We start from the raw sequence: 16,156 nt of genomic DNA, 5'->3' as shown, positions 1-16,156 counted from the left end.
CAACAAGCCATTGGGAGGAAAAATGAGCCAGCAAAGAGAAGCCAACAAGGCGTCCAAAAAGTCGCTCACGCGCCGCACCGTGCTTTCCGGCGCGGCCGCCATGGGACTATCGACGATCGCGCGGGCGCAAGCGCCGGCCGAGGTCAAGGTCGGCCTGATCGTGCCGCTTTCCGGCATCTATACCCGCCCCGGCCAAGTCATGCGCATGGGCGCGGAGATGGGCGTCGAGCACATCAATGCACAGGGCGGCATCAAGTCGCTCGGCGGCGCCAAGCTCAAGCTGGTCGTGATCGATTGCGGCGATACCACCGAGAAAGCCAAGAACGCCGCGCAGCGCATGGTGGCGCAGGAGACCGATCTGGTCGCCGCGACCGGATCGTATCTCAGTTCCTTCACGCTGGCGGTGACCGAAGTCACCGAGCGCGCCGAACTGCCGATGCTCACGCTCTCTTATTCGGATCTGCTCACCGAGCGTGGCTTCAAATACATCTTCCAGACCGCGGCACCCGCGAGCCGGCAGTCGGAACTCGGCCTACCCGAGCTGATGAAGCTCGCCGAGAACGCATCGGGCAAGCGTCCGAAGAAGGTCGCGATGCTGATGGACAATACGGCGACGTCAGTTGCGACCGCGAAGGCGCTGAAGGAGAAGATATTCGCGCAGGAAGGCCTTCAGTTGATCCTGGAGGAAGTCTGGACGCCGCCGCTTTCCGACGCCACGCCGCTGATCCAGAAGGTCAGGTCGGCCCGTCCCGACCTGCTGCTCTTCATGCCCAATGCGGTATCCGACGCCAAACTCGGTCTCGAGAAGATCAACGAGTTCGGACTGGGCCAGGGCAAGATTCCCACCGTCTCGTTCTCGATCACGATCGCCGAACCCGACATGCTGCAAAGCGTCAGCCCCGAAGTCGTCCAGGGCATCATGACGGTCGTCGCGAACTGGGGTTCGAAGGGCCATGAGGACCTGATCGCCGAGCTCAAGGCCAAGTACAAGGAGCCCTGGATGACGCAGAACGTCATCTCAACCTATGGCGACATGTGGCTGATGAAGCTGGCGCTCGAGAAGGCCGCCAAGGCCGATCGGCGCGCGGTTGCGGACGCGTTCCGGACAATGGATGGCGGCCCCTCGAAACACTACCCCGGCGGCCAGTTGAAGTTCGACGAAAAGGGCCGTCGGGTCGGCGCCGGCGTCGTGGTCGTGCAGTGGCAGTCGGGTGTGCCCGTCACCGTCTATCCGCCCGATCTCGCGCAGGCCGCGCCTTTCTGGCCGAAGAAGTCTTCCTGATCTGAACAAGCCTCTCCGAGATTTTCAAGGAGTCATTGTCATGAGCAAGATTACGCGACGAACGCTGCTTGCCGGCGCCTCGATCGGACTAGTGGCGCCCCGTGCGTGGGCGCAAGCACCATCGGAAGTGAAAGTTGGATTGCTGGTGCCGGTCTCCGGCCTCTATGCACGGCCGGGACTCGTGATGCGCCATGGGGCCGAGATGGCCGTGGATCACATCAATGCGCAGGGCGGCGTGAAGTCGCTCGGCGGCGCCAAGCTCAAGCTTGTCGTGCTCGATTCCGGCGACACCACGGAAAAGGCGAAGAACGCGGCGCAGCGCATGGTCGCGCAGGAGCCAGATCTGGTGGCGGCGAGCGGCGCTTACCTGAGTTCGTTTACGCTCGCGGTCACCGAAGTGACGGAGCGCGCCAATCTGCCGGTCCTCACCCTCTCCTACTCCGATCTGATCACCGATCGCGGCTTCAAATACGTCTTCCAGACGTCCGCGACCGCCGGCTCTCAGGCCAAGCAAGCCCTGCCGCAAATCGTGAAGCTTGCGGAGGCCGCTTCCGGCAAGAAGCCCAAGACGGTTGCGATCGTCACCGACAACACCGGTGCATCGGTCGCCTCGGCGAAGTCGATGCGGGAAGGCCTGCTCGCCGAAAATGGGCTGCAACTGATCGTCGACGAAACCTTCACCCCGCCGCTCGCCGACGCCACCTCGCTGGTTCAAAAGGTTCGAGCGGCCCGGCCCGACCTGCTCTTCTTCCTGCCGACCGTGATTTCCGACGCAAAACTGCTGCTCGAGAAGATGAACGAGTTTGGCCTGGGACAAGGCAAGATCCCGACCATTTCGTTCGGCATCGCCATCGCCGAGCCCGACATGCTGCAGACCGTCAGCCCGGACCTGCTGCAGGGCGTGCTCACCTGCGTCGCGAGCTGGGGCGCCAAGGGCCACGAGGCGCTGATCGCCGAGCTCAAATCCCGCTACAAGGAACCGTGGATGACGCAGAACGCGATCTCCACCTACGGCGACATGTGGATCATCAAGGACGCGCTGGAGAAAGCCGGCAAGGCCGACCGGATCGCGGTCGCCGACGCGTTACGCTCCATGGATGGCGGCCCCTCGAAATATTATCCGCTCGGCGAGATCAAGTTCGACGAAAAGGGCCGTCGTGTCGGCGCCGGCATGACCATCGTGCAGTGGCAGTCCGGCGTACCCGTCACCGTCTTCCCGCCGCAACTTGCCTTGGCCCAGCCGTTCTGGCCCAAGAACTAGCCCACCCAAACCGTAATGATCTGGAAATCGTCATGGACAAAGCAATCTACGACCGCGGACTGAAAATTCGCAAAAGCGTTCTCGGTGATGAATTCGTCGACAAAGCCATTGCGACGGCCGATGACTTCAATCGTCCGATGCAGGACCTCACGACGGAATACTGCTGGGGTTATGTGTGGGGCCGTGACGGCCTTTCGCACAAGACCCGCAGTTTCCTCAACCTCGCAATGCTGTGCGCGCTCAATCGCCCGCACGAGCTCAAGACCCACGTTCGGGGCGCGCTGACCAACGGCGCCACCCGCGAGGAAATACGCGAAGTGTTCATGCAGGTCGCAATCTATTGCGGCGTGCCCGCTGGCGTCGATGCCTTTCGCAATGCGCGGGAAGTCTTCGCCGAGCTGGATCAGAAGAAGTGACCGGAGCCGCAACCGCGATGCTGAAGGGAAAGCGGGCACTCGTGACCGGCGCGACGGCAGGACTGGGACTTGCCGTGGCGGAAAGCCTTGCCAGTGCGGGCGCCAACATCATCCTTCATGATCTGGTCGAACCGAAAGCGACGGCAGACCAGCTGCGGTCTCGCCTTGATGTCGAGGTGACGAGCGTTGCCGCGGACCTGTCGCAGCGCGCATCCATCGAAGCCATGATGGCCGATTTGCTCGGGCTCGGCGCAATCGACATCCTGGTGAACAACGCCGTGGTCCGGCATTTCGCGCCGGTTGAGAATTTCGCACCGGAGCGATGGGACGAAGCGCTGGCCGTCAATCTGTCGGCGCCGTTTCACCTGATCCGTCTGGCATTACCTGCGATGAAGGCACGCAATTGGGGCCGCATCATCAATATGGCCTCGATCTACTCGACCCGCGCCGTTGCCGATCGCATCGACTACGTGACGACCAAGACCGCCATCCTCGGCATGACCCGGGCCGTCGCGATCGAGACGGCAACGAGCGGAATCACCTGCAACGCGATCAGCCCAGGCACCCTGCCAACGCCGGCGATCCAACGAAAGATTGCATCGATTGCAACGATGAAGGCCGGGCCGTTGACGAGACGACGCGGGACTATCTGGCGGCGCGCCAGCCGAGCGGACGGTTCGTCGGCATGGAAAGCGTCGGAGCGATGGTTGTCTTCCTCTCCAGCCCGGCTGGACAGGACATCACCGGCGCGACCCTGCCGATCGATGGAGGCTGGGCCGCCGCATGAGCACAAACGTCCGATTGCGGAGATGATGATTCTGCCCGTAAATCGCTATTGAACCAATGCCGGTACCAGGGCGGTAGACGATGAACAAACGCGGTGAATTGCAATTCACGCTTCGAATCGAGGACGTTCCGACCGTTCGCTCGATGGTCGCGCAAAAGCTGCGCGAAGCGATCATGTCGGGAAGGCTGAAGCCGGGCCAGCGCCTGGTCGAACGGGAGCTTTGCGAAATGATGGGCGTGAGCCGGCCGTCCATCCGCGAGGCGCTCCGGGTGTTGGAGGCGGATGGTCTCGTCAGGACGGTCCCTCACCGCGGTCCGGTGGTCAGCACCATCAGTCTCGAGGAAGCAAAGCAGTTATACGCGGCGCGCGCCGTGCTCGAAGGATTTGCCGGCCGTGAATGCGCCCGTCTCCGCGATCCGGACGTGGTACGCAGAATCGGGGAAGCGCTGGCGCGGCTGAAGGCGGCATTCGCCGAGGGCGACTTGACCGCCGCCCTGGAAGCCAAGACGGATTTTTATGCGGCAATGATTGGCGGCTGCCAGAACGCCTTCATCGAGCGAATGCTCAGACCGCTGCACGACCGCATTACGCTGCTGCGAATTACTTCGATGTCGCATCCGAAACGTATCAACAAGAGCTTGCGCGAGGTCACCGCGATCTGGCGCGCGATCCAGAATGGCGATCCGGATCTCGCCGAGCAGTGTTGCGTCGACCACGTCAAGGCGGCAGCGGTGGCCGCGCTCAGCATGATCGAGCAATCATCCGCTCCAAAGGAAAAAGCAGTGGCGGAGGAATAGCCGGACCCGGCCAACGCTTCTCGAGAGACGGACGGCAGATAGGGAATTGCAATGAAGTTCTTCAAAACGATTTTGCTGTTGCCGCTAATGTTGTCGTTGCAAGCGCCGCCGGCTTTCGCACAGGAATACCCGAACCGGCCGATCACCCTTGTCGTTCCGTTCTCGGCCGGCGGACCCGGCGACGTGATTGCGCGACTGCTTGGAACATCGATGAGCGCGACGCTGAAGCAGTCGATTGTCATCGAGAACGTCGTGGGCGCCGGCGGCACGCTCGGCACCAATCGCGTTGCCAAGGCAGCGCCGGACGGATACACGCTGCTGCTGATGCATGTCGGCCAGGCCACCGCACCGGCGCTCTATGCCAAGCTGCCGTTCGATCCGATTGGCGATTTCGCGCCGATCGGTCTCGTCACTGATGTTCCGATGCTTCTGGTGGCGCGAGCGAATTTTCCAGCAAAGGACCTGAAGGAACTTGTCGCCTATGTGCGTGCCCAAGGCGACAAGGTCACCTACGGCAATGTGGGCCTCGGCTCCGCCTCGCATCTTTGCGGGCTGATGTTCATGAACGCGATCGACGCAAAGCTCACTCCGATCTATTACAAGGGCGGCGGACCGGCGCTCAACGACATCATCGCCGGTCACATCGACGTCTATTGCGATCCTGCAACCGGGCCGACGCCGCATATCCAGGCCGGTACCATTCCTGGCTACGCGATTACCAGCAAGAAGCGGGCGGCGACCCTGCCGAACGTGCCGACCTCGGCAGAGGCCGGTCTACCGGCGTTCGACGTTACCACCTGGTACGGAATGTATGCGCCGCGCAACACGCCCAAGCCCATCGTGGATGCGCTGGTCGCTGCCTTGCAAAAGGCGCTCAAGGATCCGCCGCTGGTCAACCGCTTCGCCGAGCTGAGCATGACGCCGGTCGAGCAGGAGCAGGCCACGCCGGCGGCGCTCGATGCCTTCCTTCGGGCAGAAACTGCCAAATGGTCGCGCATCATCAAGCAGGCGGGTATTGAGCCCCAATGACCCAACTCCCTTCAGCCTTCAATCGCAGAGTAGGCCGGCTCATCACGCAAAACGGCTAGGCCGCATCGCAAAGACATTGGCGCCCTATCGCGCGTCATCGAGAACTACTGGGCGGGGCGCCGAGGATGCGAAGCAAATTGGGATCGTTCTGCAGGGTGTGAGCGCCAATCCCGAGGCCCCCGAGCGCGTAGACGCCGATCGCAATCCCGCCGACGGCCCAATATCCCGTGGCGATTCCGCCGGCCCCGAGGCCCAGCGCCAGCGCCATTCCACCAACGCACACGATGCCGAGGCTGATGCCGCCGAACGCCACCAAGCCCATCGCCACCCCACCAAATGCGGCGAAACCGACCGCGATATTACCCACCGCAATGATGCCGCGGGCAGGCCTGAAGCCGACAAGCCACGTCGGGCCGAGCATGACGTGGATGAGCGGCAGACCGAGCAGAATTGTCTGTGACTTGTATTCATAGAAGTACGGCGGCCGTCCTGCCCACGCACCGCTCGCCGCGGAACTTCGTTCCTGCAAAGGCCTGCCGCATTCGGGACAGGCCGTCGCCTGTCCGCTGATCTCCCGGCCACAATCCGCACCGTACCAAAGTCATCTTGGCATCTCCCGCATTCCTGATGTGCAGGTTCGCCCCATTTCTCAAATCGGAGCTGAATCAGTTCCACATATGAACGGCGATAAGCCAGCCCGTGCGTTCGCGCGCGAATAGTTGCCCTTGTAAGGACCGCCGCCGCCGAGTCCCCGAAGTGCCCAGCGGCCCTACGCGACCAGAGAGGCATCCTTCGCGAACACGTCACCAAGATCGACGACATAGTCGCGAAAGCCTTGCGCACGGATATCGGCGAAGAACGCGCAGATCGCCTCCGCGCCGACGACGGTCGATCGTCCGGGCGGCACGATCCGGGCGTCCGGGGTGTAGAGGCGGGCCAGATCGGCGACCTTGCCTGAGTTGAATGTGTGAGCCCACTCATCGACGAGGGCTTGCGTCTGTTGCTGCATGATTGACGATTTCTCCCTCATCTGTGTGCGAAATCATCGAGCGCTGCGGCCTGCTGCTGTGCTACGCCAAGCAGAGGCCAGAATACCCAGTCCTCAAGCGGACAGAGCGGCGTGATGGCCTCGTCCACGCCGGCTGATCGGATGCGCACGCTATCCGGCGACGGGTAGTCGAGCACAATGCGCGTCGCTCCGAGCCGACGGGCAAAGCTCTGCGAGCCGGAGATCGTTTCGACCTGGAGCGCCGCTCGAGGCCCATGAGTGAGCAGGAGGCGCGTTCGGCCGCGCTCTTTCCTTATTACCGCTTGGGCGAACGCCTCCGGCGGCATATCGGTCAGATAGTAGATGATTGTGTCTGGCGTCGTGAGGCGCGCGAGGCGTGGAAGCCAGTGCCCTTGGAGCGGGAGCAACACCAGCGCGATGCCGTGCGCCCGGCGCAACAGGTCGGCGATGATGCGCAGCCGCGGCTCGGGCCGCTGACCCTGATGCAACAGGACCACCTGACTGAACCTCCGGTTCTTGCCAAGGAACGCCGCAAGCCGAAACAGCACGGAGAAGACGCAGACATGGTGGATCGTATCGACCCAGAGTGGACTCGGCGAGCTGCGCCGCCAGCTCCAGCACAGGCTGCCCGACTACATGGTGCCGGCCGTCCTGGTGAAACTCGACCAGCTACCGCTCACCCCCAACGGCAAGCTCGACCGCAACGCCCTGCCGGCCCCCGACCGCCACCGCGAAGCAGACCACCAGCCGCCACGCAATCCGGTCGAGACCGTGCTCGCCGGACTGTTCGCCGAAGTCCTCGGCCTCGAACGCGTCGGCATCAACGAAAACTTCTTCGAACTCGGCGGCGACTCGATCCAGTCCATTCAAGTGGTATCGCGAGCGCGAGCCGCGGGCGTGGCGATTACTCCGAGGCAGATTTTCCAATACCAGACGGTGGCAACGCTGGCCCACGTCGCCGAGCAGCCGGCGGCAGCAACCGAGGTGGACGTCACCAGCGGCGCAGCGCCGCTGACGCCGATCCAGTGCTGGTTCTTTGAGCAGCCCGGGCCGATCGAACATTTCAACCAGGCGGTGCTGCTGGAAGTCCCTGCCTATATCCGACATGCTCGTCTCGAACGCGCACTCGCATCCCTTTTGATCCATCATGATGCACTCCGCAGCCGATTTGTTCGCGGCCCGGCGGGTTGGCAGCAGGAATATCTGGCTGTGGACGAGGTGGCGCCCATCGCGGTTGCGCATTTCGACGTGGCTGAGCTCATGCCTGATGCGCGGATCGAACAGATGGAGATTGCCGCGACGACGTTGCAGCAGAGCCTCGATCCGGCGGCCGGTCGTCTGGTTGCGGCCGGATGGTTCGACTTCGGCGCCGATACGCCGGGCCGCCTCCTGTTGGCCATCCACCACCTTGTCGTGGACGGCGTGTCCTGGCGGATCCTGATCGAAGACTTGATCGCAGGCTACGGCCAACTCGAACGCAGCGAGACCGTCGAGCTTCCAGACAAGACCACATCATTCAAGAGCTGGGCGACACGACTTCTGAACCATGCCGAGGATGTTGCGGTCTCGAGCGAACTTGATTTCTGGAACGCCGCTTGCCACGAGGCGCCGGAACTGCCGATCGACCACGCCGTTGATCTGCGCAACGCCACCTACGGTCAAACGGAGGGGCTGACGCTTCTGCTCACGACCGAGGAGACGCAGGCGCTGCTGACCGCCGTGCCGCAGGCCTATCACAGCCGGATCAACGATGCGCTCCTCACCGCGTTGTCCGTCGCCCTGGCCGGCTGGCGCGCCGCGCGCGGAGAAACCGAAACGGCCACGCTCGTCGATCTCGAGGGTCACGGTCGCGAGGATTTGTTCGCCGCAGTCGACCTGTCGCGGACCGTCGGCTGGTTCACCACCATGTTTCCTGTCAGACTCGATGCCGGGCGGCTGGACCTCGAACAGGTCATGGCCGGCGGGCCCGCGGCCGGCGCAGCACTCCGGTGCATCAAGGAGCATCTGCGCGCCGTGCCGCATGGCGGCATCGGCTGGGGCCTGTTGCGCTACCTCAATGAGCAGACCGCCGAAGCATTGCGGTCGCTGCCACGCGCCAAGATAAGTTTCAATTATCTGGGCCGTTTTGATGAGGGGCCCGATTCCGGATGGCGCTTGCCGGCTGAAAGTTCCGGGCTGACGATCGCGCCGAATCGCTGCAGGGATCATCTGATCGAGGTCGTGGCGCTGGTAAAGGGCGGCACGCTGCAGATCCAGTGGCGGTGGTGGCCTGCCGCGCACGATCGAGCTTCGATCGTCGACCTGGCGGAATGCTTCGTGGCGGCGCTGCGCGGCGTGATCCGCCATTGCACGACCCGTGGTATCGGCGGCTATACGCCTTCCGACTTTGCTTCGGCTCAGCTTGACGAGACCCGTCTCTCCGCTTTGCAGCAGCGCTATCCGGATCTCGAAGACATTTGGCCGCTGGCTCCCATGCAGCACGTCATGCTCTCGCATGCACGCCGGTCACCGAGCAGTGTCGCCGACCATGAGCAATTGTGCCTGACGCTTGAGGGGGATCTCGACCGAGCGGCGCTGGAAGCGGCGTGGCGGGAATTGACGATCCGGCATGCCGCAATGCGCGTCGCCATCGCTGACGACGTCGAGGAAGCACCGCTGCAGGTGGTGCGACGGGATGCCAAGCTGCCGTGGCGCGCCGACGACTGGTCGGGGCTCGATGCGCAGGTCGCCGAGCGTCGCCTGCAGAACCTGCTCGCGGAGGACCGGGCGCAAGGTTTCGATCTTGCCTCTGGCATGCTGCTGCGGGTCTGTCTGCTGCGTCACTCGCGTGTGCGCCACAGTATGATCCTAAGCTTTCACCACCTGCTATTGGACGGGTGGTCGATCCCGATCATGCTGCGCGAGCTCTTGGCGTTCTATCAGTCTGCGCGGCAGCGTCGACCGATGGCCTTACCGCCGGCGCGACCTTATCGCGATTACCTGGCATGGCTTGCTGCGGCGGATCGAACCGCCAGCGAAGCGTTCTGGCGCAACCGCCTGGCGGGCCTGGTCGCGCCGCACCGGCTCGATCTGCCGGCGGGAGAATCCGACGCATCGCCCGATGCGACGGGCGAGCATCGTGCGTCTCTCTCGGAGCAGCTAACCGCGCAACTGCAGGCGCTGGCGCAGGCACAGCGGCTGACAATGAACACGCTCATTCAGGGGGCATGGGCCTTGGCACTAGGGCGCCACACAGCGGATGGCGACGTGATCTTCGGGATGACCACCGCAGGCCGCCCCGGCGAGCTCCCAGGCGTCGAGCGGATGATCGGGTTGTGCATCAACACGCTGCCGCGCCGCGTACGACTGGACCCGACGGCACGGGTGACGGATTGGCTCGTGGATCTGCAGGCCCAACAAGCCGAGGAGCAGAGCCATGACGGCTGCTCGTTGATCGACATCCGACGCTGGAGCGGCGCTCCGACCGACAAGGCGCTGTTCGAGTCGGTGATTGTCTTCGAGAATTATCCGGTTGGACCAACGCTTGCGGACCAGGCGGCTCTATCGGCGACCGAATTGCGAGTCGGTGCCATAGCGAGCTTCGAGGAGGGCGTTCACTTTCCGCTATGCCTGGTCGCAGCGCCCGGCGCGCGGATAAAGTTGCGGCTTATCTTCGGTCGTCGACGCTTCGATGCAGCAGCGATCAGTCAACTCGCGGATGACCTCGTGAGCCTGCTGACGGCGGTCGCTGCCGATCCCGGGCAACGGTTGGCCGCGCTATGGTCGGGCGCTGCAGGCGCTGAGCCACCCTATCGGACGGCGCCGATCGACACGATCGATCCGCCGAACCCGGTGAGCCCGCCGTGAATCTGCAGAACCCGCCATCGCGCGTGCGCCGGCATCGCGCTCCCGCCGATCCCAGCGGCACCACCCATGAAGCGCCGGTGCCGCCGGCGTCAGCCCGGGAGCCGGCGCCCCCGCCGCAACTTCATCAATTCGACGAAAAACAGTTGTGGCGGGCAATGGCGTGGTTCGTCGTGCCCCAGACGGCAAATGCCGTGCTTCAATTGTTCTCCGGCACCATCACGGCGATCTATTTCGGACAGCTTCTCGGCCCATGGGCACTGGCCGTGGCCTCGATATTCTTTCCGATCTTCCTTCTGCTGGTCTCGTTTTTGATCGGCGTCATCACCGGCGGCATCGTTCTCGTCGGTCGCGCCTATGGCGCGGGCGATACGCAGCAGATCAAGAGCGTGACCGGAACCACCCTGTGCGTCTGCGCCTTGGTCAGCATTGCCATCGCGGCAGTCGGCTATCGCTTCGCTCCCGAACTGCTGGCCGTGATGGCAACGCCGCCGGATATTCTATCGCCTGCCGTTGCCTACGCGCGCGTGACGTTCGTCTCCTTACCGATCATGACATTATTTTTCGCCTACACCTATCTTCTGCGCGGCACCAGCGATGCACGGACGCCGTTCCTGGCGACGGCCTTGTGCATCGCCATCAGCCTGCTACTGACGCCGGCCCTGATCGAGGGGTGGTCCGGGCTGCCGAAGCTTGCGGTGACGAGCGCCCCGTGGGCCAATCTCGTGGCCTGCGCGATATCGCTTCCGGCCCTCATGGCCTACCTTGCGGTCCGGCGACATCCAATGGCGTTCGACCGGGAGATGTTGCGCCGAGTTCGGATCGACCCGGCGATCGCCCGCTCGTTCTTGGCCATCGGTGTTCCCGCCGGTGTCCAGATGGCGATGGCCTCGTTGTCCGAAGTGGCAGTGGTCTTTCTCGTTAACGCTTTCGGATCGAGCGCGACGGCCGCTTACGGCGCCGTCAACCAGGTGGTCGGATATCTGCTTGCGCCGATGCAGGGTGTCGCGCTTGCCGCCACGACGTTTGCGGCGCAGGCGATCGGTGCGCGACGAGCCGACCGGCTCGGAGCGATCACGCGGATTGCGACGGTGCTGAACGTTCTGATTGGCGCGCCGGTGATCTGCGTCATCTGCCTGTTCCCGCAGATTGTCCTTTCGTGGTTCATAACCGATCCCGATACGCTGTCGATCGCCAGCCGCGCCCTGCTGATCGCGCTCTGGAGCTATCTGTTGTTCGGAATCGGCAACGTCCTCGCGGGCGTCATGCGATCGACCGGCGTGGTGGTGTGGCCGGCGGGCATTACGATTGCCGCGATCTGGCTGGTCCAACTGCCCATCGCGTATCTGCTCTCCCGCTGGATCGGGCTGGACGGCATCTGGATCGGCTACCCGGCCGGCTTCATTGCCGCGCTGCTTGCTCAAGTGATCTACTATGGATTGGTTTGGCGGCATCGGCCCCACCAATGAGCGAACGTCAAGCAGGGTCTTGAATGGCCGTCGCGCGAGAGGTCTCCAGGCCTTTGAAAGGCTTGGTGGGCGCACCAGGGCTCGAACCTGGGACCCGCTGATTAAGAGTTCAAAACGAACGCTTCGCTGCGATTTCTGAATCTGCTCGTCGCTACGACGACCCTTCAGAAGTTCTTTGTTTTATGGGGTTTTGTCGGATAGCTTCGCTGTAGGTCGAACCCAAACATCCAAACATCCCGGTTCGCCAAAACCGTTTGAAAACCGTTTTAGTCGACTGGCTCACTCCAATGAACGACATTCGCGTTCCCCTGAGTGATAAGAGCATCGCTCAGTTACCCACCCCGAAGGACGGCTGGTATCTAGCCCGCGACACCGAGAAGGGCTTCTTCGTGGTCGTTGGGAAGAGGAAAAGAACCTTCGCCGTCCAAGGCGATCTTCGGCAGGGAGGTAAGCGGGCGTCTTCGATCAGATATCTATCGGCGACACGCGCGAGTTGACGACCCGAGCGGCGCGCGCGATCGAAGGAATATCTGGCTCAGATCAGCAGGGGACAGCACCCGAAGACGGCAAAGCAAGACGGAGACACCGACCCTGGCAAGGTTGGGAACGAGACGAATACGGACGTCGCGACGGTTACCCTTAGGCAAGCGTGGCAGCGATTTCTGGAAGCCCACCTGATCCGGAAGGGCCGCAGTGAAAGACTATAAGTGGTTATCGCGACCACGTAGAACGTCTCTTTGCGGTCTGGCTTGATACTTCATTAGGCGAACTCGCGATGGACCCTCCTCGCGTTGCCAAGAAGCACGACGATATTACGAAGGAGAACGGTCCCTATATTGCGAATGGCTGTATGCGAACGCTGCGCGCAGTTTACAATCATGCTCGCAAGACCAACAGATCACTGCCCCGCGACAATCCAGCAGACGCCGTCGACTGGAATGAGGAGAAGCGCCGAGATACCGGTATGGGCGTCAGCGACTTGACCGAATGGTTCCGGGAGTTGGCTGCCCTCGAAAATCCGGTCCGCCGTGAATTTCATCTGCTCACGCTGCTCTGTGGTTCTCGGACTACCGCGTTACAGCAAGTAAAGCTAAGTCACATCGATTTTCGCCGCCGAACTCTGCACATCGAAAAGCCGAAGGGTGGCAAGAAGCGAGCTTTCGACATCCCCCTCTCCCACGAAATGATTCAGTGTCTCATCCGGGCAATCCGCTTCGGCAGGCAAATGTATCCGTTGCAGGCGCAGAAATGGGTTTTTCCCGGCGACAGTGAGTCGGGGCATCTTGCTGAAACAAAGGAAGATCGCGATACCCTCTCGAAGTGGGGTAACGATCTTCGTCAAACATTCCGCACCATTGCAACGGCTGCTGGGGTCTCGGAATTCGACGCGAAACTCCTAATGAACCATTCAATTCCAGGCGTGAATGCCGGCTACGTTACTCGCCACAAACTACTTGGGGACCACCTGCGCAGCCAGCAGCAAGCGATCAGCACCGCTGTGTTCTCCGCTATCGCTAAAACGCTCACGGAAGACCCCGCTTTGCGAGATTGGCTCGGCCGGGGCGCAAGCCGGCGTGTAACTCGCGGGCTTCAAGTGAAACCAGGCGATCTGGGTGAGGATGACCACGGAATTCGGCGTGCAGCCTGAATGCACTCGCAGGCCGGAGAGCATAGTTGCTCGGCGCCGCGGGCAGCATAGCGACTCTTCGAATCCGAAAAGGCTGAATTCAAATCCTGGAGGCGCAACCACCGATACCGACATTCGATTCAAGTCGCAATCTGACCGAGGGCGCGCCCCTTGCGTCCCTGAATAACAATGGCGTTTGACCGAGCTTGACCACTTTTATCGCTGTTTGTTCATGGGGTATCGGTGGTCAACCGGTGGTCGGGCGATTCTTTCAAAACCAGAGTAGCGGATTTCTACTCCGTGGGTTGCAGGTTCGAATTCCTGCTGGGATCGCCAAAGTTTTCAACGCTTTACGCGTTCTGTTCCTTCGCTTTCCGTGTCTCATCTTGTCTTGAAGAAAACTCTTTAGTTTCAGGCTTTTCCGTTTAGTCCCGCCTTGTCGATGATACACGGATCGTACACGGCGCTTCGTGCTTTGTTCTCAAAGTCCGCTTGACGTGCCGCGAGCATGTCCCGCAGGATAGCATCCCGGGTTGCACAATTTTGTGGGCCTTCAAATGGTCTGGGTCATAATCGGCTGCACGATCCTGATTATCGTCTGTTTGGGCGGCGGGAAACGGCTGGCGGGGAACTTGCTCGTGGCGGCGATTTTTCTTGGAACCGCTCTGCTGCTCTTCAATTTCACTGGCCCGGCGCCGTAGCAGCGTTGCGCGACGGAAATGGCGCGGCTCGAGGAATAAGCAGTTGTGCAGGGCCGGGCCCTGGGCGAAGTCGAAGGCGCGCTGCAAGAAAAAGCCCGGCCATGAGACCGGGCGGCATTCTTGGTCGCAATCGGTTCAGCGGATTCGCCCTCCGATCCGGGACGGGTGAGATGGTCGCCGCGCAACGGGCGTGCGAGGTAGGTCTGCAAACTCTGACGAATGGTAGTCTCTTCCTTCCGGCGTGGTGATGTGAATGTCGTAGCACCCAGTTTGCGACATTTCGCGAGCCTTCTTCAGCGCAGCCTCAGGGGTCTTCCTCCGATGCAGGATTTCGCCGTCCTTGCACTTCGCCTTTATCGAGAAACTCATTTCTTCTTTTTCTTGTTCTTTTTGTTCTTCTTCATGACTTCGGCCTGAGCTCTGAAGGCCTGGGCCAAAGATTTCATTTGATCAGCCACAAACTCATCAGCCACGTTCGCCGCCGCGCGCTCTGCGGTGACTGCCTGATGGCGGATTGCTTAGGCCATCTTCATAAAAGCTCAATTGCCAACCTTGCGCGGGGTTCCAAGCAGCAATGGAACCCTTGCGGTTTGGGCTCTGCGGCGCCCTATCGTTCCATCAGGCCATCAAACGCCGCCCAAACGGCTTGCAGCATATCTTTCGATCTCTGCATTCCAATGAAGGGCAGCGTTCTTCGCTTCCGCAAACTGATTGTTGATTAGAAACGTGCCCACGTGCTGGAGGTAACGGGCAAGGTGCTCGCCATCGTCACTTAGCCGCATGACCTCTGGCGGAGGAGCGGGTAGCCCAGCGCCCTGCGCCCGATTCAGTAAGGCTTGCAGGTCGGGCATGCGGTCACTTATGCACGTCGGCCACCGTTGGTTGATCTGGCCAGCCCGGTCCACAATGAAGCCTGAAAATTCCCTCAGGTCGTATCCAAGCAGTGCAAGCTCCGCTTCCCTTTCGGCATCTCTACTACGCAACAACGCATCAGCCCAGAGGCCGATTGCCAATCCGATCAAGAAAGTCAAAGCTGGATAGAAAAACCAGTATTCCGTGATTGCAGCGGCTTCTGCGAGCGCCCACTGAAGACCCTTTGAAGGGTCGTTGAGATATCCGCTTCGGCCCGCCCATTTTTCAATAGCTTTTGCAATCAATGTACCGACGCCAAGAGACCCAAGGATCCATAAGCTTGCCTTCCTTGCCCCAGATCGCCAATTCATCGGACACCCCGCTGCACCGAGGTTAGCTGAACGTCGATAAGTGGCAAGCCAGCCTGAACCGGCAAGCGCTAAAAAGCCGCCGCTGGGGGACAGCGACGGCTCTACGCATTACTGCCCGCGGGGATGTCTCACCGCGATTGATCGGATCCTATTCGCGCATTCGAGATCGTAACGCAGCATCAGAGTAGGCTCCCCTGCCTGAGCGCTTCGGAGATGTTCTCGAGCAGCAGGTGTTGCCACGAGCGCATTATGCCCCCGCTCACCAAGTCCTCTGGCCACTGATGCCCGTCGACATGTGGGTTACGGCTGCTCTATAAGGGCGCACAGGCCGGCCATTGTGGTGACATTCAAGAACTCAATCGCGGCGGCGTCCGCCGCGCGCCATGTTTGGATTACCTCGCGCTCGCCTTCGATCTATTGCGGATCGCGCCCTACGCCGATCCCGAAAAGGCTGCGCGCCGCTGGCGCCTGCATTTGAAGGGTCAGGGCTCCTTCCGTAGTTCTCCGGCCGTGAACATAGTTCCGCCTTCTCGGTTGCGTTAAAAACGCCGGTACAGTCTGGGGTCAGTTGGTAAAAATGACGACGTGACGTGCAGTTGCATGCTCATCCACGGGAAGCTTCGTAGGCTCAAAACCGTCCCGTCGAATGTTAGTTCGTCGTAGCGCAGATGCGCGGATCGCTCTCAGGCGGGTGCCATTGCATTTGACACGG

General features: G+C 61.6%; 12 protein-coding genes and 2 pseudogenes. 10 read left to right on the top strand and 4 right to left on the bottom strand.

Features of this window, described 5'->3' with window-relative positions:
- Nucleotides 1–22: 22 nt before the first annotated feature.
- From V1290_RS29340 to V1290_RS29310, 7 genes and pseudogenes are all read left to right on the top strand, one after another.
- Complete coding sequence (locus V1290_RS29340) at nt 23–1,282, top strand: ABC transporter substrate-binding protein (RefSeq protein WP_334367597.1); 1,260 nt, start codon at nt 23–25, stop codon at nt 1,280–1,282.
- Between the two features lie 40 nt (nt 1,283–1,322).
- Complete coding sequence (locus tag V1290_RS29335; RefSeq protein WP_334367596.1) at nt 1,323–2,543, top strand: ABC transporter substrate-binding protein; 1,221 nt, start codon at nt 1,323–1,325, stop codon at nt 2,541–2,543.
- 32 nt (nt 2,544–2,575) lie between these two features.
- Nucleotides 2,576–2,959: a 4-carboxymuconolactone decarboxylase gene (gene pcaC / locus V1290_RS29330; RefSeq protein WP_334367595.1), complete on the top strand. Its 384-nt coding sequence runs from the start codon at nt 2,576–2,578 to the stop codon at nt 2,957–2,959.
- Nucleotides 2,960–2,976: 17 nt separating this feature from the next.
- Nucleotides 2,977–3,501, top strand: a pseudogene (locus V1290_RS29325) (SDR family NAD(P)-dependent oxidoreductase); the annotation flags it as partial.
- Between the two features lie 143 nt (nt 3,502–3,644).
- Nucleotides 3,645–3,746, top strand: a complete 102-nt coding sequence (locus V1290_RS29320; RefSeq protein ID WP_334369209.1) for a hypothetical protein — start codon at nt 3,645–3,647, stop codon at nt 3,744–3,746.
- 80 nt (nt 3,747–3,826) lie between these two features.
- Complete coding sequence (locus V1290_RS29315) at nt 3,827–4,543, top strand: GntR family transcriptional regulator (protein WP_334367594.1); 717 nt, start codon at nt 3,827–3,829, stop codon at nt 4,541–4,543.
- 51 nt (nt 4,544–4,594) lie between these two features.
- Complete coding sequence (locus V1290_RS29310; protein ID WP_334367593.1) at nt 4,595–5,572, top strand: tripartite tricarboxylate transporter substrate-binding protein; 978 nt, start codon at nt 4,595–4,597, stop codon at nt 5,570–5,572.
- 94 nt (nt 5,573–5,666) lie between these two features.
- Here the strand turns inward: V1290_RS29310 and V1290_RS29305 are convergent, their stop codons facing one another.
- The 3 genes from V1290_RS29305 to V1290_RS29295 all read right to left on the bottom strand — a co-directional run bounded on the left by V1290_RS29305 (nt 5,667) and on the right by V1290_RS29295 (nt 7,129).
- Nucleotides 5,667–6,101 carry a hypothetical protein gene (locus V1290_RS29305; protein ID WP_334367592.1) on the bottom strand — a complete coding sequence of 145 codons (435 nt, stop codon included), beginning with the start codon at nt 6,099–6,101 and terminating at the stop codon, nt 5,667–5,669.
- A gap of 240 nt (nt 6,102–6,341) precedes the next feature.
- The gene (locus V1290_RS29300) at nt 6,342–6,581 is read right to left on the bottom strand and encodes a YybH family protein (RefSeq protein WP_334367591.1); all 240 of its coding nucleotides are present in this window, start codon (nt 6,579–6,581) and stop codon (nt 6,342–6,344) included.
- Nucleotides 6,582–6,598: 17 nt separating this feature from the next.
- Nucleotides 6,599–7,129, bottom strand: coding sequence for a hypothetical protein (locus tag V1290_RS29295; protein ID WP_334367590.1), 531 nt, complete (start codon nt 7,127–7,129; stop codon nt 6,599–6,601).
- Between the two features lie 88 nt (nt 7,130–7,217).
- On the opposite strand from V1290_RS29295, the gene V1290_RS29290 reads away from it, so the two are divergent.
- From V1290_RS29290 to V1290_RS36640, 3 genes and pseudogenes are all read left to right on the top strand, one after another.
- Nucleotides 7,218–10,427 carry a condensation domain-containing protein gene (locus V1290_RS29290; RefSeq protein ID WP_334367589.1) on the top strand — a complete coding sequence of 1,070 codons (3,210 nt, stop codon included), beginning with the start codon at nt 7,218–7,220 and terminating at the stop codon, nt 10,425–10,427.
- Complete coding sequence (locus V1290_RS29285) at nt 10,424–11,893, top strand: MATE family efflux transporter (protein ID WP_334367588.1); 1,470 nt, start codon at nt 10,424–10,426, stop codon at nt 11,891–11,893. The genes V1290_RS29290 and V1290_RS29285 overlap by 4 nt, the downstream gene beginning before the upstream one ends.
- Nucleotides 11,894–12,180: 287 nt before the next feature.
- Nucleotides 12,181–13,541, top strand: a pseudogene (locus V1290_RS36640) (tyrosine-type recombinase/integrase).
- Between the two features lie 1,306 nt (nt 13,542–14,847).
- Here the strand turns inward: V1290_RS36640 and V1290_RS29275 are convergent.
- The gene (locus tag V1290_RS29275; RefSeq protein ID WP_334367586.1) at nt 14,848–15,444 is read right to left on the bottom strand and encodes a hypothetical protein; all 597 of its coding nucleotides are present in this window, start codon (nt 15,442–15,444) and stop codon (nt 14,848–14,850) included.
- Nucleotides 15,445–16,156: the final 712 nt, after the last annotated feature.

Origin of the sequence: Bradyrhizobium sp. AZCC 1578, from assembly GCF_036924675.1 — a bacterium.
Taxonomy (GTDB): Bacteria; Pseudomonadota; Alphaproteobacteria; order Rhizobiales; family Xanthobacteraceae; genus Bradyrhizobium.
The sequence above is the reverse complement of the archived record's forward strand: the minus strand, read 5'-3'. Positions and strand labels throughout refer to the sequence as shown.